The sequence below is a fragment of the Neisseria lisongii genome (genome assembly GCF_028463985.1).
GTDB classification, from domain to species: domain Bacteria; phylum Pseudomonadota; class Gammaproteobacteria; order Burkholderiales; family Neisseriaceae; genus Neisseria; species Neisseria lisongii.
Window position 1 is genome coordinate 213,963 of sequence record NZ_CP116766.1, and the last position, 18,380, is coordinate 232,342.

Annotated in this window: 16 protein-coding genes; 5 read left to right on the forward strand and 11 right to left on the reverse strand. The window is 54.7% G+C overall.

All coding sequences use genetic code 11. The features are described 5' to 3' along the window. The first annotated feature begins 19 nt into the window (after nt 1-19). The 5 genes from PJU73_RS01035 to PJU73_RS01055 all read left to right on the forward strand — a co-directional run bounded on the left by PJU73_RS01035 (nt 20) and on the right by PJU73_RS01055 (nt 5,374). Complete coding sequence (locus PJU73_RS01035) at nt 20-826, forward strand: glycosyltransferase family 2 protein (protein WP_237091039.1); 807 nt, start codon at nt 20-22, stop codon at nt 824-826. 201 nt (nt 827-1,027) lie between these two features. Then, nucleotides 1,028-2,320, forward strand: coding sequence for a paraquat-inducible protein A (locus PJU73_RS01040; RefSeq protein ID WP_237091040.1), 1,293 nt, complete (start codon nt 1,028-1,030; stop codon nt 2,318-2,320). Then, complete coding sequence (gene pqiB, locus PJU73_RS01045) at nt 2,310-3,971, forward strand: intermembrane transport protein PqiB (RefSeq protein ID WP_237091041.1); 1,662 nt, start codon at nt 2,310-2,312, stop codon at nt 3,969-3,971. Before PJU73_RS01040 ends, pqiB begins: the two co-directional genes overlap by 11 nt. Beyond that, nucleotides 3,971-4,489, forward strand: coding sequence for a PqiC family protein (locus tag PJU73_RS01050; RefSeq protein ID WP_237091042.1), 519 nt, complete (start codon nt 3,971-3,973; stop codon nt 4,487-4,489). Before pqiB ends, PJU73_RS01050 begins: the two co-directional genes overlap by 1 nt. A gap of 117 nt (nt 4,490-4,606) precedes the next feature. Further along, the gene (locus tag PJU73_RS01055) at nt 4,607-5,374 is read left to right on the forward strand and encodes a sulfite exporter TauE/SafE family protein (protein ID WP_237091043.1); all 768 of its coding nucleotides are present in this window, start codon (nt 4,607-4,609) and stop codon (nt 5,372-5,374) included. Between the two features lie 50 nt (nt 5,375-5,424). Here the strand turns inward: PJU73_RS01055 and PJU73_RS01060 are convergent, their stop codons facing one another. The 11 genes from PJU73_RS01060 to PJU73_RS01110 all read right to left on the reverse strand — a co-directional run bounded on the left by PJU73_RS01060 (nt 5,425) and on the right by PJU73_RS01110 (nt 18,352). Then, nucleotides 5,425-5,916 carry a disulfide bond formation protein B gene (locus PJU73_RS01060; RefSeq protein WP_237091044.1) on the reverse strand — a complete coding sequence of 164 codons (492 nt, stop codon included), beginning with the start codon at nt 5,914-5,916 and terminating at the stop codon, nt 5,425-5,427. 5 nt (nt 5,917-5,921) lie between these two features. Continuing rightward, nucleotides 5,922-7,175, reverse strand: a complete 1,254-nt coding sequence (hemA, locus tag PJU73_RS01065) for a glutamyl-tRNA reductase (RefSeq protein ID WP_237091045.1) — start codon at nt 7,173-7,175, stop codon at nt 5,922-5,924. Nucleotides 7,176-7,540: 365 nt separating this feature from the next. Beyond that, on the reverse strand, nt 7,541-8,407 hold the full coding sequence (gene rpoH / locus PJU73_RS01070; protein ID WP_237091046.1) for an RNA polymerase sigma factor RpoH: 867 nt from the start codon (nt 8,405-8,407) through the stop codon (nt 7,541-7,543). A 365-nt stretch (nt 8,408-8,772) separates the two neighbouring features. Next, nucleotides 8,773-10,374: an apolipoprotein N-acyltransferase gene (lnt, locus tag PJU73_RS01075; RefSeq protein WP_237091047.1), complete on the reverse strand. Its 1,602-nt coding sequence runs from the start codon at nt 10,372-10,374 to the stop codon at nt 8,773-8,775. Between the two features lie 66 nt (nt 10,375-10,440). Next, on the reverse strand, nt 10,441-11,313 hold the full coding sequence (locus PJU73_RS01080) for a DUF808 domain-containing protein (RefSeq protein ID WP_237091048.1): 873 nt from the start codon (nt 11,311-11,313) through the stop codon (nt 10,441-10,443). 291 nt (nt 11,314-11,604) lie between these two features. Then, the gene (gene nagZ, locus PJU73_RS01085; RefSeq protein ID WP_237091049.1) at nt 11,605-12,690 is read right to left on the reverse strand and encodes a beta-N-acetylhexosaminidase; all 1,086 of its coding nucleotides are present in this window, start codon (nt 12,688-12,690) and stop codon (nt 11,605-11,607) included. Nucleotides 12,691-12,784: 94 nt separating this feature from the next. Next, nucleotides 12,785-14,305 carry a Na+/H+ antiporter NhaC family protein gene (locus PJU73_RS01090; protein WP_237091062.1) on the reverse strand — a complete coding sequence of 507 codons (1,521 nt, stop codon included), beginning with the start codon at nt 14,303-14,305 and terminating at the stop codon, nt 12,785-12,787. A 363-nt stretch (nt 14,306-14,668) separates the two neighbouring features. Further along, a complete protein-coding gene (locus tag PJU73_RS01095; RefSeq protein WP_237091050.1) occupies nt 14,669-16,159 on the reverse strand; it encodes a DegQ family serine endoprotease in 1,491 nt (496 codons plus the stop codon). Nucleotides 16,160-16,413: 254 nt separating this feature from the next. Next, nucleotides 16,414-17,046, reverse strand: coding sequence for an endonuclease III (nth, locus tag PJU73_RS01100; RefSeq protein WP_237091051.1), 633 nt, complete (start codon nt 17,044-17,046; stop codon nt 16,414-16,416). Between the two features lie 26 nt (nt 17,047-17,072). Next, on the reverse strand, nt 17,073-17,303 hold the full coding sequence (gene nqrM, locus PJU73_RS01105; RefSeq protein ID WP_237091052.1) for a (Na+)-NQR maturation NqrM: 231 nt from the start codon (nt 17,301-17,303) through the stop codon (nt 17,073-17,075). Further along, nucleotides 17,300-18,352: an FAD:protein FMN transferase gene (locus tag PJU73_RS01110; RefSeq protein ID WP_237091053.1), complete on the reverse strand. Its 1,053-nt coding sequence runs from the start codon at nt 18,350-18,352 to the stop codon at nt 17,300-17,302. Before PJU73_RS01110 ends, nqrM begins: the two co-directional genes overlap by 4 nt. Nucleotides 18,353-18,380 lie beyond the last annotated feature (28 nt).

Sequence of the window (18,380 nt, forward strand, 5' to 3'; positions counted from 1 at the left end):
TATTGAAACGGAAGACCTGATGCCTCCGAAATTAGATGTCGTGATCCCTTGTTACAACGCCGAAGCCACGCTGCCTCAGGCGGTGGCTTCGGCGGCGGCGCAATCGACAGTCGCAACCATCTGGCTGGTGGACGACGCTTCGCAAGACGCTACCCGCAGTGTTATGGCGCAACTGGCGGCACACTATCCGCAAGTTCGCTGCGAATATCTGGCGCAAAACGGCGGCGCAGCCAAAGCCCGAAATTGGGGCGCATTGCAAAGTCAGGCCGATTTTATGGCATTTTTGGACGCAGACGATGTGTACGAACCCAGCGTATTGAGTGCCGCCTATCATTCATTGGCGCAATTCGGCTACTTGGGTGCTGTGCGGTTAAAATTGCAACCGGTCGGTTTCCCCGAACATTATTTGGCACACAGCGGTTTTGCCGAAGCATGGCGGCGTTTGGAAATGACCGTCGGCGGCAATATGGTCTGCCGCCGCAGCCTGTTTCTCGCCTGCGGCGGCTTCCCGCAAGACGAACTGTTCCGCCGCTTCGGCGGCGAAGATGCCGCATTGGGCATCGCCCTGACCCGCAGCAGCGTGGTCGGAACACTGTTTTCCGAACAAGATGCCGCCGTCCACCACATCTACCGCCCCGGTATCCACGCTGAAAAACTGCTCGATTCCGCCCTGTTCGGCATACAAAACCCGAATTTGACGGCGCAACACCTCGAACAGGCGGAAGCCGTTACCCAAACCATCTGCCGCCGCCTGAACGAACTCGCCGCCCATACCGCATTTGAACAACGGGGAATTATGCCTTTGCAGGTGAACTATGCCGTCTGAAAATTGGGTTTTCAGACGGCATCTGCCTGTATTAATGTTTAAATTTACATTCCGCCGTGTATTTCTTAAGGTTTTTTCCATTATAATAGCCGCCCGAATACTTGCTCTATTGTAAATTCACGCTATTGCGTCCGGAATATGTGCCGGACGCATTTTCAGACGGCCTTGCGGCGCTGTTTCGAGTGCCGGAATTGTTATTTTATGAATTGGATTGCCAACACTTTATCCCGCTGGCGGGTGAAGGCTTACCGTGATGATGCGGTGTTGCCGGCGCATACGGTGGACTGTCCCGATTGCGGTACCCGTATCGCTATTCCTCCTTTGAAACAGGGGCGGGAGGCGTTTTGTCCGGCGTGCGGGCATGAGGTGGTGCAGGTGGAGGACAATCCTTATGTTGCGCCGCTAGCGTATGCCGTTGCTTCGCTGATTCTGCTGGCGTTTGTCAGCGGCATGATGTTTGTGCAGGTGGAAATGGCGGGTGTGGCATCGATTTTGTCGCTGCCGGAAATGATGCGGCTGCTGATTGCGCAGGATTTCGGTTTTTTGGCGGATGTGATGTTTGTTTTGACATTCGGCACGCCGCTGCTGTTTTTGCTGTTGTGCGTGTATGTGTACACTGCCTTAATCCGCAATCTGATGCTGCCCGGCCTGTTGCGGGCGACCCGTCTGCTGGTGCGGCTGCGGCATTGGATGATGGTCGATGTGTTTTTTATTTCTACGCTGGTGGCGTATATCAAACTTTCGGCGGTGGCGCAGGTTACGTTCGGGCCGGCATTTTATCTGATGTTGGGTTTGGGCGTGATGTTGATACGTACTTCGGTGTCGATTCCGCAGCATTGGGTGTATTATCAAATTCATCAGATTTTGGGCAACAATGCCGTTCAAGAGGCTTCTGAAGATAAAATCTGCTGCAGCCGCTGTCTGTATTTCCGTGATAAAGATGAGGAAACCTGCGGGGTGTGCGGTGCGGATTTATACCGCCGCCGCCCGCACAGTCTGCGCCTGTCGTCGGCATTTCTGCTGACGGCGGCGATTCTTTATGTGCCGGCAAATCTGTTGCCGATTATGATTTCGTCCAATCCGACCAATCTGCAGGTCAATACCATTTTCAACGGCATTGTGTATATGTGGAACGACGGCGACAAGCTGATTGCGGCGATTATTTTCAGCGCCAGCATTATGGTGCCGGTGTTGAAACTGATTGCGATGGCGGTGTTGATTGCGTCCGCTTATTTCAAACCGCCGCTCGATGGCGGCAAAATGTCCCGCCTGTATCGGATTACCGAGGCGGTGGGGCGGTGGTCGATGATTGATATTTTTGTGATTATTATTTTGATGAGTGCGTTTCACACCAATCTGGCACGGGTCGTGCCGGGCGAGGCGGCGGTTTATTTCTGTCTGGTGGTATTGCTGACCATGCTTTCCGCCTATTTTTTCGACCCTCGCCTGATTTGGGACAAGATTTCAGACGGCATAAAACACGATGAACGATAAAGCAAACAAAGCCGTGCCGGTCAAAACGGCACGCACCCGTAAAACCAATGTTTTTACTTCGGTGGTCTGGATTGTGCCGCTGATTGCGCTGGCGGCCGGCGGCTGGCTGGCGGTGAAACATATCCGCAACACCGGTCCGAAAATCACGCTGCTGATGGACAGCGCCGAGGGTATCGAAGTCAATAATACGGTGATTAAAGTATTGAGCGTCGATGTCGGCCGGGTGACCAAAATCAAACTCCGGGAAGACCGAAAAGGTGTGGAAGTAACCGCCCAGCTCAATGCCGATGCCAAGGAAATGATGCGCAGCGACACCCAGTTTTGGGTGGTGAAACCCCGTATCGACCAAAGCGGCGTAACCGGCTTGGGGACGCTGCTCTCCGGCTCGTATATTGCGTTTACACCGGGAACGGGCGAGGCGGTGAAAGATGTGTTTGAAGTGCAGGATATTCCGCCGATTGCCGCCATCGGCCAAAGCGGCGTGCGGCTGAAACTGGTCGGCAAAAACGACAAAATCCTCGGCGTGGGCAGCCCGGTTTTATACGAAAACTTTATGGTCGGCCAAATCGAATCCGCCCGATTCGAGCCGAGCGACCAAACGGTTCACTACACCATTTTTATCCAAAGCCCCAACGATAAACTGATCCGTTCCGACAGCCGTTTCTGGCTCGACAGCGGTTTGAGCGTGGAAACATCGGGCAGCGGCATCCAGCTCAATTCGCCGCCGTTGCCGGCACTGCTTTCCGGTGCGATTTCGTTTGATTCCAACCCCAAAGCCGACAGCCGCCAAGTGGAAAACGAAGCGCAGTTTACGCTTTACGGCAGCCGCAGTGAAGTGGTCAATCTTCCTGACGAACGTTCGCTGTATTACACCGCCTTTTTCAAACAGTCGGTACGGGGCTTGGCGGTCGGCGCACCGGTGGAATACAAAGGCATCAATGTCGGCGTGGTGTCGGATGTGCCTTATTTCGAGCGCAACGCCAGCTTGAAGCTGTTTTCAGACGGCATGGTGCCGGTGCGTATCCGCATCGAGCCGTCCCGTTTGGAAATCAATGCCGAAACCCAAAGCAAAGCCCATTGGGAACAGCAGTTTCAGACGGCCTTAAACCGAGGCCTCAGCGCCGTGATTGCCAGCAATAACCTTTTGACCGGCAGCAAAATGATTGAACTGACCGACCATGCGGGTGCGTCGCCCAAACTCAAACCGTACGGCGTGTACGGCGGCCATACCGTGATTGCCACCCAAAACGGCGGCTTGGACGACTTGCAGGCGCAGCTGGGCGATTTGCTGGCGAAATTCAACAAATTGCCGCTGGAACAAACCGTTGCCGGATTAAACGGCTCGCTGGCGGAACTGAAAAACACCCTGAAATCCGCCGACACTACCCTGCGTTCGGTCAATACTTTGGTAAGCCGTCCGCAAACCCAAAACATTCCCAACGAGTTGAACCAAACCTTGAAAGAATTGCGCCAAACCCTGCAAGGCGTGTCGCCACAGTCGCCGGTTTACCGAGACGTTCAAAATACGCTCAACAGCTTGGACAAAACGCTGCAAGACGTGCAGCCTTTGGTCAATACCTTGAAAGAAAAACCGAATGCACTGATTTTCAACAGCCGCATTCAAGACCCGATCCCGAAAGGAAGCCGATAATGCGCCGCCTGACAGCCGCCGCAGCCGCCTTGCTGCTCGCCGCCTGCGCCACACCAGCGCCCCAGTATTTTGTTTTGCCCGACAGCCAATACAGCAAACCCGCCGCCCGCAGCGAAGAGCTGGCATTAAAAGTGATACTCGCCGAGCCGCTCAACAACGGCGGGCTGGTGTACCAAACCGATGCCTACCACATCAATTTCGCCCGCAACCATTTATGGGCGGCATCTCTGAACGAAGCCTTAGCGGCCAGCCTGAGCAACAAACTCAACCGCTTGGACAGCCGCTATCTCTTTGTTCCCGCCGGACGCAGCCAAAGCAGCAAAACGCTGACCGTCTATATCGAATCGTTTAATGGAAGCTACACTGGCGAAACCCAAGTCGGTGGCTACGCCCAATGGCCCGACGGCCGCAGCACGCCTTTCCTAATCCGCACGCCGCAGCAGGGCGACGGCTACACGGCCATGGTCGAATCTTTGGAACAGGGGCTGAATCGGGCTGCGGCAAGCATTCTGTATTAAACCGCAGCCGAAATCATGCCGTCTAAAAACGCTGTTTTCAGACGGCATTCTATTTGAGTATCTGTCGTACTTTATCGATGTTCGCTGTACAATACCGCCAAACAATCGGAGAACAAAATGGATGAGATGATTTACGGTTTGCTGGTAATCGGCTTTCTGGCCGGTTTGATGGATGCGGCGATTGGCGGCGGCGGGCTGCTGCAGATTCCGGGGCTGTTTAACCTGTTGCCCTCGTCCACGCCGGTGGCGACGGTGTTGGGCGTGGGCAAAGTGGCTTCGTTTTCGGGAACGGCAATGGCGACGCAGCAATATGTGCGGCGCACCGTGATGCCGTGGGGCATGCTGTTACCGGCGGCGGTGTTGGCGTTTGCCGCCTCTTATTTTGGCGCAAAGTCGGTGGCGTATTTTCCGGTGCAGTATTTAAAACCGTTGATGCTGGTGATTATGGTGGCGATGTGTTGTTACACGTTTCTGAAAAAAGATTTGGGACAGTTGGTGCGCACCGAGCCTTTAAGCCGCAGCGAAAAACGCTGGGGACTGTTTTTCGGCGCATTAATCGGTTTTTACGACGGCATTTTCGGGCCGGGAACGGGAAGCCTGCTGGCGTTTGTGTTCGTCCGTTTTTACGGCTACGATTTTCTGGCGGCGAACGCTTCGGCCAAGGTGATTAATTCGACCACCAATCTGGCGGCGCTGGCGTTTTTTATTCCCCACGGCCATGTGGTGTGGGCATGGGCGCTGCCGCTGGCGGCGGCCAATCTGTTCGGGAGTTTTATCGGCGCTAAAGTAGCCATCCGCTGCGGCACACGCTTTTTGCGGGTCGGGTTTATGGTGCTGCTGTGTTTGATGATCGGGAAATTTACTTGGGATTTGTTTCATGTCTAACCGAAGGCCGTCTGAAAATCGTGTTTTCAGACGGCCTTCGGTTTAGAGGTTTAGCAGCGGCGGCTTTTCCACCAAGCAAAAGCCACCAAGGCAATTACGAAGCCGAAATAGGCGATGCTCCATACCGGTAAAGCGATGCCGAGGAAATAGTCGGGGACGGCGCAATCGCCGAAGCCACGCACCACAAATTCCCAATAGTCAAACAGCGGCCAGTTGCGCAGGCGGAAGGTCCACGGCGCGCCGCAGGCGGGGGCGGTGCCGGGGGGAAGGCTTTGCAGCCATAATTGATAGGCGGCCACACCGGCACCGGCGGCGGCGGGGGCAATCAGCAGCAGGGCGCTGAAGGTGCGGACGCAGGCGCTGCGTTGGCGGTTGAATGCCGTCAGCAGGGCGGCAAGGCCGACTGCCAATACGGCGAGCCGCTGCAAAATGCACAAGACGCAGGGGTTCATGCCCAGCAGGTATTGCGAGGCAAACGAGCCGCAGGCGGCCAGTACTGATAAAACGGCGGTAAAACACAGGGTTTTGCGGAAGCAGTTCATGCGGATTACTCGTGTTGGTCCAGGCGGTAGATTTGGGCGACAGCTTCCACCAGATTGCTGTCGGCCGAGCCTGCCTGACTGAGGGTGCGGGTCGGGGAATGCAGCAGTTTGTTGGTAAGCTGCACCGACAGGCGTTCCAATACTTCTTCGGCGGATGTGCCTTTGGCCAGCTGTTTCATGGCGTTTTCCAACACTTGGCGGCGGGCTTTTTCGCCTTCGTCTCTCAATGCCCGAATCAGCGGCACGCTTTCCCGGCTTTTCTGCCACTCGATAAATTCGCCGACTTTGGCCTCTACCATTGCTTCGGCGGAGGCGGCGGCTTTTTGGCGGGCTTCTTTGCCGTTTTGGACAATGCCCATCATGTCGTCCACGGTGTAGAGATAGGCATCGTTCAAATCGCCGACTTCGGCTTCAATGTCTCTCGGTACGGCCAAATCCAGCAGAAAAACAGGCATATTCATACGCTGTTTGAGCGCACGTTCGACCATGCCTTTGCCGACCAGCGGGAGCTGGCTGGCGGTGGAAGATACAATCACATCGTATTCATGGAGGATTTCGGGAAGGCGGTTGAGCAGGCACGGTTCGGCGTGTACGCTCAGTTTGTCGCACAATTCCTGCGCACGGGGTAGGGTGCGGTTGGCAACGGTAATCAGTTTCGGCGATTTGGCGGCAAAGTAAGTGGCGACCAATTCAATCATTTCGCCTGCGCCGATAAAAAGGACGTTTAAATCGGCAATATTGGGGAAAATCTGTTCGGCCATTTTGACCGAAGCCGATGCCATCGATACCGAATTTTCACCCACCGAGGTATCGGTGCGTACTTCTTTGGCAACGGAAAAGGTTTTTTGAAACAGGGAATTGAGCCGGCTGTTGAGGCTGCCTTGCTCTTGTGCGATGCGCACGGCATCTTTAATCTGCCCCAAAATCTGCGGTTCGCCCAATACCATGGAATCCAGACCGCAGGCCACACGGAAGGCGTGGCGGACGGTGTCGGTGCTGTCCAGCGTGTAGAGATAGGGGCGGATTTCTTCAATCGGAAGCTGGTGGAACTCGGCCAGCCAAGAGATGATGTGTTCGCTGTCGCCGACGCAGTAAAGTTCGGTGCGGTTGCAGGTGGAGAGAATCACGGCTTCTTTGGCCGCTCGGCTGCCAATCAGGTTGCTGACCGCTTCGGGTAGCGCCGCAGCGGCAAAAGCCAGCCTTTCGCGTATGCTTAAAGGTGCGGTTTGGTGGTTGAGTCCGACGGCGGTAAGTTGCATGGTGGGCTGATAATGGGTTGAAAAGCGATAGAGTGCGTATTATAGCCTAAGTTGGCGTTGAAATATATCTTTGAGGGGCAAAGACTATCGTGAATTCAATTTGAAAGTAGGACAAGGCGGTGAGCCGCCGACAGTATGAATAATACGGCCGGGCGAGCTATAGCGGATTAACTTAACTTTCGCTACGGCGTTGCTGCGCCTTGCCGTACTACTTGTACTGTCTGCGGCTTGCTGCCTTGTATCGAAAATTAATTAAATCCGCTATAACACAGTCATGCTTTTAAAATGAATCCGCTATATGCTGCTGAAGCCGGAGGCCGTCTGAAAATCGGTTTTCAGACGGCCTCTGACGGGAAGCGGTAATTTTAAGCGACGGCTTCGCTTTCTTCGCTCAGGTAGCCCCGCAGTTTCTGCATGGCTTTGGCTTCGATTTGGCGGATGCGTTCGGCGGAAACGCCGTATTCGGCGGCCAATTCGTGTAGGGTCAGACCGCCGTCGTCCTGCAGCCAGCGGCTTTCGACAATGCGGCGGCTGCGGTCGTCCAGTTGCGCCAAGGCGTTTTGCAGGCCTTCGGTTTGCAGGGTGTAATGGGCTTTTTTGGCGATTTGGCGGGTCGGTTCAGCATCGTGGTCGGCGAGCCAGTCGATGGGGGCGAAGTTGTCGTCGTCATCGCTGCTGTCGGCCATAATGCCGATGTCGTGGCCGGTCATGCGCTGTTCCATTTCCAATACTTCGGAAAGTTTGACACCCAAATCGTCGGCGATGTCCTGCGCTTCTTTCGGCGACAGGGCATTGAGGTTTTTGCGCATGCTGCGCAGGTTGAAAAACAGTTTGCGCTGCGGCTTGGTGGTGGCAACACGCACCAAGCGCCAGTTGCGCAGGATAAATTCGTGGATTTCGGCTTTGATCCAATGCACGGCAAAGGAAAACAGGCGTGCACCGCGGTTGGGTTCGTAGCGTTTTACGGCTTTCATCAGGCCGATATTGCCTTCCTGAATCAGGTCGGCTTGGTTGAGGCCGTAGCCGTCGTAGCCCCGTGCGATGGAAACCACGACACGCAGGTGGGAAAGAATGAGTTGTTTGGCGGCGTTGAGGTCGCCTTTTTGCTGGCGCTCGGCCAGTCGGGTTTCTTCTTCGGCCGACAGCATAGGAATATTATTGACGGTATGAATATACTGCTCGAGGCTGCCGTTGCCGCTGTGGACGGCCGGTAATGCGAAAGCGTGATTCATCAGTGTGGGTTTCCTTTCAGAATGGCTCTGTCGAGATGCTGTTGCAGCTTGAACGGTGCAGTATAGCATTGCTCTTGATGTTTTGGGTAGTGTCAGACGCCGGTGTGTTTAAATGGAGATGTTTTGTTGCTTTTATTGTGTGTTTGGCGATGCTTAAAATATCTGAGTAATTTTGTCGGGATTGGGTAATTATAAAACATTCATTGATGAATGTATAGCGTTTGGCGGCGGGAACAGGGTAAAAATGTTTGGGGATAACTTAAAAAGAATTAACAAATAATAAATTGATTTTATTGGGAATTGGTTTGCTTTGATTTTCAGACGGCCTGATTGGGGACAGGCCGTCTGAAAACAGGGTGTTGCATTTAGTTTTCTGTTGCTTCGGTTTCGTCTTCCGCTGCCGGACCGGCGGTTTGGGTTTTGGTTAAGTGCAGAGCAAATCTGCCGAGCAGGAAGAGCAGGGCGGCGAGGGCGGCGAGAGCGCCGATTAACGGCCACGAACTGCCCATTTTCATATACGGGGTTTCGCCGGTATAGCCTTTGATGTGGCCTTCCAACACGGTTTCGGTGTTCGGCTCGGCTTGGGCGACGATGCTGCCTTGTGGCGAGATGATGGAGGTTGCGCCGGTATTGGTGGCACGCACCATATAACGTCCTAATTCCATTGCCCGTGCCTGAGATTGCTGCTGCTGTTGGTACATGGCATTGGAGTCGCCATACCATGCCATATTGCTGCTGTTGGCGAGCAGGGTGGACTGTTTGGCGGTGGCGATTAAGTCGTCGCCGAAACCGTCTTCATAGCAGATGTTGAAGGCGACTTTTTGGTCTTTCATCTGCAGCGGCGCTTGGCCTTCGCCGCCTTTTTTCATGTCGGAAAGCGGCATGTTCATCATACGGTAGAGCGGTTCGGTGATGAAAGGAAGCGGTTTGTATTCGCCAAACGGCACGAGGTGGTTTTTGGCGTAATACGGGATTTCGTTGCTGGCGCTGTTGTTGTAGTTGCTCAGGTTGATGACGACGTTTTCATAATGGTTGCCGTCGGGCGTGTATTGGGCGATGCCGACTGCCAATGCGCTGCCGTTTTTTTGCGATTGGTCGGCAAGGTTGGTTAAAACGTTTTCAGGTAGATTTTGCCGCATTGCGGGAATGGCGGTTTCGGGCAAAATCACCAAATCGGCGGTGGTGCGGCCGATGTGTTCGTAATATTTCTGAATGGTGGGGAAGGTTTGATCGCTGTCCCATTTCAGCGTTTGTTCGATGTTGCCCTGAATCAGAGCGACGGTGCGGGTGCTGCCGTCGGGGCGGGTAAATTCGGTGTTTTGGGCGGTGTAGCCGACAATGCAGAGCAGCAGCGACAGGCACAGCGGAATCAGGCGGCGTTGCGGCGATTTGCTGCGGGCGAACATCAGCAGCAGCCATGCGCCGATCAGGGCGGTGGTGAATGTAACCAAGTGTATGCCGCCCAAAGGGGCAAAACCGGCGAGCGGGCTGTCTTTGGTGATTTGCGAGTAGCCCAGTGCGCCCCAGCCGAAGCCGGTTAAGAAGCGTTCGCGGGCAAATTCGGTCAGTGTCCACAATACCGGCAAGGCCAAACCGATTTTCAGGCTGCGGGGAAGGTGGAATTTTTTCAGCAGCCAGAAACAGGCGGCGGGGTAGAGCGCCAGATAGGCGGGGAACAACAGGGTCAGCGGCAAGGCAAACAGGTCGGAGAGGCCGGAAATGTCGTGCAGGGCGGTGTGAATCCAGTAAAACTGGGCGGTATAGCCGACAAGGCCGAACAGGTAGGCCGTCTGAAAACTGCGTTCGGGGCGCAATTCGGTCAGATGAATCAAAACGGCAAACAGCAGCGGCATCAGCCAAAACCAGTAATAAGGGGCAAACGTCAGCGGCGTGGCGGCGGCGGTGATGATTACCGACGGCCAGTAAATCAGCGGGTGTTTCCAGTAGTGGTTGAGGGTACGGATCATATTCGGTACTTTAAATCGGGGCGGTTGCGGCGGCTTGCTTTGCCGCCCGGTGTCTTTCTGTTTGGTTTATGACGAATGTTTTTTGCCGAATGCGGCACTAATCGGTAGAACAACGGCACACACGGCGGCACCGACCAGCAGTCCGGCGGCGAGATTGGCGGTTTGTCCCGCCCAACCTGCGTCCCAATGGACGGCGTGCAGCCAGTCGTGCAGCGGCGCAAAATTATGGGTAATCAGCCCGCCGCCGACCAAAAACATCGCCAGTGTGCCGACTATGCTCAACAGCCGCATAAACCACGGCATAAAGGCAATCAGGCTTTGGCCGAAAGCACGGGCGGCACGGCCTTTGTTTATCAGATACAGGCCGAAATCGTCGATTTTGACAATGATGCCGACCAAGCCGTACACCAACACCGTCATCGCCAAGCCGATGGCGGCCATGGTCAGGCATTGGGTGGTGATGCTGTATTCGCTGACCACGCCCAGTGCAATAATGATGATTTCGGCGGACAGGATAAAATCGGTGCGGATGGCACCGCTGATTTTGGCTTTTTCGTCTATCAATTCATCAGGGCGATGGTCGGTGCGGCTGTTTTCATGGCGGTGCAGCAGTTTGTGCAGGATTTTTTCCACGCCTTCAAAACACAAATATGCGCCGCCGATCATCAACAGCGGCGTAATCAGCGCCGGTGCAAAGGCCGAGAACAACAGGGCGGCGGGAACGAGTATCAGTTTATTGACCAGCGAGCCTTTGGCAACCGCCCAAATAATCGGCAATTCCCGATCGGTGGGAACGCCGGTAACCTGATTGGCATTGAGCGCCAAATCATCGCCGACCACGCCGGCGGTTTTCTTAGCGGCCACTTTGGTCATCAGTGCCACATCGTCCAAAACGGCGGTAATGTCGTCCAATAGGGTGAGCAGAGAGGCAAATGCCATGATGTGTTCCTAGAAGGTTTGAAAGCAGAAAACGGGCGGAAAAAGCAGTTTACCGATTTTCCAAAGCGCGCAGTTTACCTGAATTTGCCGCAGGCATGGGCGGCTTTTGCAGAAACTTACGCCTTGGTTGGGGATTTTTGGCAAAATGTATAGCGGAATAACCCCAAAGCAATACAAGGCGAAGCCAACGCTGTAGTGCTTTGAGGTTATTTCACTATAAAACCTGTTTTCAGACGGCTTGGCTGAAAGATTGACTGTCAGGCCGTCTGAAAACAGGTGTGGTTTGTTGCGTTAAAACGCTTCGCCGACCTGAACGCCGCCTGCGGTGTCTTTCGGCGAGGCAAGGGCGGCGGTTAAGGCTTGGGCGGCTTGGAAATCCGTCTGTTGCAGCATTTTTTCGGCGGCGGCCTGTCCCAGCGTGTTGGCCATATATTGCCAGCGGCGTGCCAAATCGGGGTTGTCAGGCATTTTGAATGCGGCACGCAATTCGTCCACCAAATCAGGGCGGTTGCACACCAGCGCAATATCGCAACCGGCGGCAAAGGCGCTGTCGGCACGTTCGCAAATGCCGCCGGCGGCGCAAGCGCCTTCCATGGTTAAATCGTCGGTGAAAATGACGCCCTGAAAGCCGATTTGCTTGCGCAGAATGTCTTTCAGCCATACGGCGGAAAAACCTGCAGGACGGCTGTCGATTTGCGGATAAACAACGTGGGCGGGCATCACGGCAGCCATGCCTGCGTCGCTCAAACGTTGAAACGGCAACATGTCTTCAGCGGCTAATTCCGCCAGCGTGCGTTTGTCTGACGGGCGGTCGAGGTGGCTGTCGCCCTCGGCGAAACCGTGGCCGGGAAAATGTTTGCCGCAGGATTTCATACCGCCGCGGTTTAAGCCCCGCTGCAGCGCCAGCGCCAGTTCGCTCACGATTTCGGCATTGCGGTGGAAACTGCGGTTGCCGATAACGGCGGATTTGCCCCAGTCTAAATCCAATACGGGGGCAAACGATAAATCTATCCCGCAGGCGCTCAATTCGGCGGCCAAAACCCAGCCGACCTGTTCGGCATAATGTTTGGCAGCGGCTTCGCCCTGCGTATCCCAAACTTCGCCCAATACGCTCATGGCGGGCAGGCGGGTGAAACCGGGGATAAAGCGTTGAACCCGTCCGCCTTCGTGATCGACGGCGATAATCAGTTCGGGTTGGCGCAGGGCTTTGATTTCCCGAATCAGATTCTTGAGTTGGTCAATATTTTCAAAATTGCGGCGGAACAGAATAATGCCGCCGATGGCCGGATCGAGCAGGCGTTTTTTTTCTTCCGGAGTCAGGGCAAGGCCTTCGACATCGGCCATCACCGGGCCGCGCGGCAGAGAGGGTGCAGACATGGTTGGGTTTCCGTAATATTGCCGAAACAGCTCGGCTTTAAAATTTCAGACGGCCTCAAGAGGCCGTCTGAAAACCGACATGATACCGACATCATCAGGCAGGCCGGTTTTGTTTGTTTTTCAGCAGCAGAATCAGGCCGAACATGGCGATACCGCTGACAATAAAGCCAAGCAGGGCAGATTGGGTAAAGCCCAGCGCCAGATAACCGACGGTGGCCGAAGCGGCGACGGTCAGGGCGTAAGGCAGTTGCGAAGTAACGTGGTCGATGTGGTTGCAGTGTGCGCCGGTGGACGACAGAATGGTGGTGTCGGAAATCGGCGAACAGTGGTCGCCGCATACTGCGCCCGCCATCACCGCAGACATACACGGTACGGTCAGCGACGGATCGACTTTCACCGCCATTGCAGCGGCAATCGGCAGCATAATGCCGAACGTACCCCAGCTGGTGCCGGTGGCAAACGCCATCACGCTACCTAGCAGGAACAGAATCGCCGGCAGCAGGGCAGGGTTGATGTTGCCCGCAACCAGTTTGGAAAGGTATTCGCCGGTGTGCATATCGCTGACCACGATGCTGATCAGCCATGCCAAAATCAGAATGGTAATCGCCCCGATCATGGATTTCATGCCTTGGAATACGGCGTGCGGGTAGTCTTTGCCCGCAATCGTGCCGATTGTACACAGCAACACCGCCGATACGCCGCATACGCCGCCGAATACCAGAGAAGTGTTCACATCGGTGTTTTCAAACGCACCCAGCAGGCTGAAGCTGTCTAAGGCCTGCGCACCGGTGTAGAGCATGGCGGCAATAGTTGAAAAAATCAGCACCAAAACCGGAATAATCAGTGCATAAACCCGACCTTGGCCGTGGCTGCTTTCTGTTGAATCACCGGCTTCGCTTTCACGGGCGGCACGTTCCAATTCCGCCATCGAGCCGATGTCGAAAGAGAAATAGGCCACGGTGAACACCATCAGCAGGGCAAACAGGGCGTAGTAGTTCATCAGACTCATGGAAACAAACAGCCCCATCGGCGTGTAGCCGGTGATGTGGTAGGTAACCAGCAGGCCGGAAAGTGTGGCGATAATCGAAGCGCCCCAACTGGAAACCGGCATCAAAACGCACATCGGCGCAGCGGTTGAGTCGAGAATATACGCCAGCTTGGCACGGGAAACTTTGAATTTGTCGGTTACCGGACGGGCAATCGCACCGACGGCCAGGCTGTGGAAATAGTCGTCGATAAAGGTTACGAACACCAGGCAGGCAGTCAGCATTTTGGCACCGCGTTGGTCTTTGATATGCTGTTTCGCCCAGTCGGCAAATGCCTGATTACTTCCGGAATAGGTCAGCAGCGAAGTGAAAATGCCGAGCAGCAACAGGAAAATCAGGATTTTGAGTTTGCCCAAAGACCAGTCGTTGCCGTCCCAAATCAGCGAAACCGCCATTGATTTCAACTGCGCTGCAGCGTCCAGCGGCGCACCGCCGACCAGCATAAACACGCCGACCAAAACGCCGATACCCAGTGAAAGCAGCACCCGACGGGTGATAATCGCCAGTGCCAGCGCCAGAAAAGCCGGTACGACGGATAAAAAAGAATCAGAGTAGTCAATTAGTTGCATGGTATTTAATATCATCAAGTTATTAAAATAGTTATTGTCTCGCCATTTACCCGAGCCGTGCCGGACGCTGCTTCTCCCTTGCGTTCGGCGGATACAGCTATATTCCGCCGTACGTTGCGGTACGGCAGAATAGGGGACGTTCATCGGCTTGGTGGAAAACAGGCCGTCTGAAAACGGCTGTTTGACAGTGAGTTTGCTACAAATAAAGCCGAAACGGGCAGCCTGTAACATAACCGCAGTCGGCGGGTATCGTCAATCATATTCAAAACGATGCCCGCAGATTGTGCAGCGGCTTAACCGATTATGGTTTGATACGCTTCAGTTTTATTACAAACCGTTTGTTTTGTCCTGAAATATGCTGTTTTATTGCAGATTTAGGGCTAAAAACACAGTATCGTTGTTGCGTTGGATCAGCAGCGGAACATTTTTGCCGCTTTTTGCCAAGGCATTGCGCAGCGTGGTTTCGTCTTCAACCGCTGTTTGGCCGATGGCGAGAATCTGGTCGCCCCGTTTCAGTCCGGCACGTTCGGCTGCACCTGCTGCGCCGGTTACCACTACCAACTGTTTGCCGCCGGCAATGCGGGTTTGCAGGGTTAATCCGGCTTCTTCCACGCTGAAATTGCGTACGTCGTCCTGATAAGCAGGGTCGTCGTGAATGATTTTGCCGCCGGCATTCAGCGGCTCGACGCTGGCAAGTTTGACGCTGATGTCGATCTGTTTGTCTTTGCGCCAAATACCCAGTTTCACTTCGTTACCCGGTGTAAACGAGCCGACCATCACCGGCAAATCGCTGGAAGCACGCACTTCTTCGCCATTGACGCTCAATACGATGTCTCCGGTTTGCAGGCCTGCGGCTGCGGCGGGGCTGTTGGGCAGTACTCGGGCAATCAGTGCGCCGCCGGCTTTTTCCAAACCGAAGGATTGAGCCAAGGCATACGATACTTCCTGAATAATCACGCCGAGTTGGCCGCGTTGGACTTTACCGGTGGTTTTGAGCTGTTCGGCAACATTCATCGCCACGTCAATCGGAATGGCAAACGAAATGCCCATAAAGCCGCCGCTGCGGCTGTAAATCTGTGAATTGATGCCGACAACCTGACCTTTCAGGTTAAACAGCGGGCCGCCGGAATTGCCGGGGTTGATGGCAACGTCGGTTTGGATAAACGGCGTGTAGTTTTCGTTCGGCAGGCTGCGGCCTTTGGCGGACACGATACCGGCGGTTACGCTGTTGTCAAATCCGAATGGTGCGCCGATGGCGGCCACCCATTCGCCGGGTTTCAAATCGTGGGCGTTGCCGACTTTGATGGTCGGCAGATTGTCGGCATCGATTTTCAGCAGGGCTACGTCAGACTGGCTGTCGGCACCGATTAATTTGGCGGAATATTCCCGTTTGTCGTTGAGCATGACTTTAATGTTGTCCATGCCGTTGACAACGTGGGCATTGGTTAAAATATAGCCGTCGGCACTGATGATGAAGCCCGAACCGAAGCTGGCGTTGCTCTCGGGGCTGTCATCTTGGCCGATGTCGGGCATATTCGGCACCAAGCGTTTGAAAAATTCGTAAAACGGATCGTTTTCGGGAAACTGGCTCAAATCCATGCCGCTTTCGTTGCCTGAGTTTTGGCGGTTCGGCAGGGCTTGGATATTGACGACGGTTGCGCCTTCGTTTTGTACCAGTTGGGCAAAGTCGGGCAGCAGCATACCGATGGTGTTGTCGTTTTTCGGTTCGATACGCTGCACCGGCGTTTCGTCTGTTTGGCTGTTGCCGAAAAAATGATCGACTTTGTCGCACCCGCCCAGCGCAAACAGGGCGGCGGTGGCAAGGGCGAGGTAGGAAGATGCGGGTTTGTTCACGGTGTTCCTTTGGATGCGGATGGTGTGTGCGGCAGGAAACCCCTGCTGCTTTATTTTGGAAATATGCTTTTGAATTTTACAGCTTATGGATATTTTTTCAAGATATTTTAGCGGTGTAACTGTTGCCGCAAGGCCGTCTGAAAATGAGCAGAGCGAATTTTAGCTCCGCTTATTTTGGCGAAACCTACGGTTTTAGCTGCGCAGAAATTCGCTCTGCTCATTTTCAGACGGCCTGCGTACGGCGGCTTGATTGGTCAGACGGTTTTGCCTTTGTATTCGCACAAATCGTTAATCAGGCAGCGTTCGCATTGCGGCTTGAGGGCTTTGCAGGTGTAGCGGCCGTGTAAAATCAGCCAGTGGTGGGCATCCATCAGAAATTCTTTGGGGATAAAACGCATGAGTTTGTCTTCCACTTCGCGCACGTCTTTGCCGGGGGCGATTTTGGTGCGGTTGGACACCCGGAAAATATGCGTGTCCACCGCCATCACCGGCCAACCGAAAGCGGTATTGAGTACCACATTGGCGGTTTTCCTACCCACGCCCGGCAGCGCTTCCAAGGCTTCCCGGTTTTCGGGAACTTCGCCCTGATGGCGGTTGAGCAGGATTTGGCAGGTTTCGATAATGTGTTTGGACTTGGTTTTGTAGAGGCCGATGGTTTTGGTGTATTCCATCACGCCTTCCAAGCCCAAATCCAGCAGCGCCTGCGGCGTGTTGGCAACGGGAAACAGCTTGGCGGTAGCTTTGTTCACGCCGACATCGGTGGCTTGCGCCGAGAGCAGCACGGCAATCAGCAGCTCAAACGGACTGCTGAAATTCAACTCAGTGGTCGGGTGCGGATTGGCGGCTCGGAAACGCTCGAAAATTTCTTGGCGTATGGTTTTGTTCATGGTTTGCGTGTGGTGGATATGAGAAATCAGCGATCGACACGGATGCCGTTTTCAGACGGCCTGTTTTGTGCCGCCGCTTCGTCTAATTTTTTCTGCAAGGTGTCGCAGGGCGTGTCGCAGTCGCACATTTTTTTCATGCCCAGCGAGGAAATGCCGCCGCAGCTTCCTTTGATGGTGCGGCGGGAAAAAATATAGCCGACCGCCATGCCGAAAATCACCAGCAGAAACAGGGCAAAAGTTAGCAGTATGGTTTTCATGGTTTGTGTTCCGTTACAAGTTTTCTAAATGCGGAGGACATGGCGGTGCGGTAGCCGTCTTGGTCGCGGATAATCAGGAAGACCGCCAGATTTTCCGCTTCCGCCAGTTTCAGCGCCGCCTGTTCGCCCAAAACAAACAAGCCCGTAGAAAGCCCGTCGGCGGTCATGGCATTGTCGGCGACCACGCTGATGGAGGCCAGATTGTGGCTGATGGGGCGGCGGGTTTGCGGATTGATGATGTGCGACAGGCGTTTGCCGTGCGCATCGGTGTGGAAAATGCGGTAGTCGCCCGAAGTGGCCAGCGAACGGTTGTTGAGCGGCACCACGATTTGGGCGGCCCCGCCCTGAACGATATTCGGCTGCTCGATGCCGACCCGCCATGCCTCGTTTTGGGCATTATGCCCCTTGCCGTGCAGCTCGCCGCCGATTTCCACCAGATAATTGTCAATCTCGGCCTGTTCCAGCGTGGCCGCTACTTTGTCCACGCCGAAGCCTTTGGCAATCGAAGACAAATCCAGATATACGCCGTTTTCGGTTTTTGCCAGCATTGCCTGCGTGCCGTTTTGCGACAAAGCAATTTTATCGATACCGCTCACACGGGCAGCGGCTTCGATTGCTTCGGCACTCGGCTCTTTAACGACCTCCTTGCCCGGCCCGAAGCCCCACAGATTGACCAAAGGTCCGACCGTTACGTCCAACGCCCCCTGCGTAATCCGGTTCAGACGGATTGCCTCGGCGGTTACTTCGGCAAAATCCGCCGAAACCGCCAACGGCGTTTCGCCCGCCGCCGCTTGGTTGAAGCGGCTGATTTCCGAATCTTCCCGATAAGTGGACATTTGGCGGTTTACTTCCTCCAGCGCTTCGTCAATCTGCTGCTGCAATTTCGCCGCCGCAGGCGTTTTACCGCTGCTTGGCGGCAGATATTTCACAGTATAAGTCGTCCCCATCGTCTCGCCCTGCAGGGTTACGGTTTGCGGCGTTTTGTCGCAGGCGGCAAGTGCCGGCAGAAGCAGCAGAGCGGCAAAAAATGCAGTCGGTTTGTTCGGCATAATCGGGTTTGGTTTGGAATAAGGCCGC

Bases quoted from the DNA above. Each gene is read 5' to 3' on its own strand.
- PJU73_RS01035 (WP_237091039.1), top strand. From the start codon at position 20: ATGCCTCCGAAATTAGATGTCGTGATCCCTTGTTACAACGCCGAAGCC.
- PJU73_RS01040 (WP_237091040.1), top strand. From the start codon at position 1,028: ATGAATTGGATTGCCAACACTTTATCCCGCTGGCGGGTGAAGGCTTAC.
- pqiB (WP_237091041.1), top strand. From the start codon at position 2,310: ATGAACGATAAAGCAAACAAAGCCGTGCCGGTCAAAACGGCACGCACC.
- PJU73_RS01050 (WP_237091042.1), top strand. From the start codon at position 3,971: ATGCGCCGCCTGACAGCCGCCGCAGCCGCCTTGCTGCTCGCCGCCTGC.
- PJU73_RS01055 (WP_237091043.1), top strand. From the start codon at position 4,607: ATGGATGAGATGATTTACGGTTTGCTGGTAATCGGCTTTCTGGCCGGT.
- PJU73_RS01060 (WP_237091044.1), bottom strand. From the start codon at position 5,916: ATGAACTGCTTCCGCAAAACCCTGTGTTTTACCGCCGTTTTATCAGTA.
- hemA (WP_237091045.1), bottom strand. From the start codon at position 7,175: ATGCAACTTACCGCCGTCGGACTCAACCACCAAACCGCACCTTTAAGC.
- rpoH (WP_237091046.1), bottom strand. From the start codon at position 8,407: ATGAATCACGCTTTCGCATTACCGGCCGTCCACAGCGGCAACGGCAGC.
- lnt (WP_237091047.1), bottom strand. From the start codon at position 10,374: ATGATCCGTACCCTCAACCACTACTGGAAACACCCGCTGATTTACTGG.
- PJU73_RS01080 (WP_237091048.1), bottom strand. From the start codon at position 11,313: ATGGCATTTGCCTCTCTGCTCACCCTATTGGACGACATTACCGCCGTT.
- nagZ (WP_237091049.1), bottom strand. From the start codon at position 12,690: ATGTCTGCACCCTCTCTGCCGCGCGGCCCGGTGATGGCCGATGTCGAA.
- PJU73_RS01090 (WP_237091062.1), bottom strand. From the start codon at position 14,305: ATGCAACTAATTGACTACTCTGATTCTTTTTTATCCGTCGTACCGGCT.
- nth (WP_237091051.1), bottom strand. From the start codon at position 17,046: ATGAACAAAACCATACGCCAAGAAATTTTCGAGCGTTTCCGAGCCGCC.
- nqrM (WP_237091052.1), bottom strand. From the start codon at position 17,303: ATGAAAACCATACTGCTAACTTTTGCCCTGTTTCTGCTGGTGATTTTC.
- PJU73_RS01110 (WP_237091053.1), bottom strand. From the start codon at position 18,352: ATGCCGAACAAACCGACTGCATTTTTTGCCGCTCTGCTGCTTCTGCCG.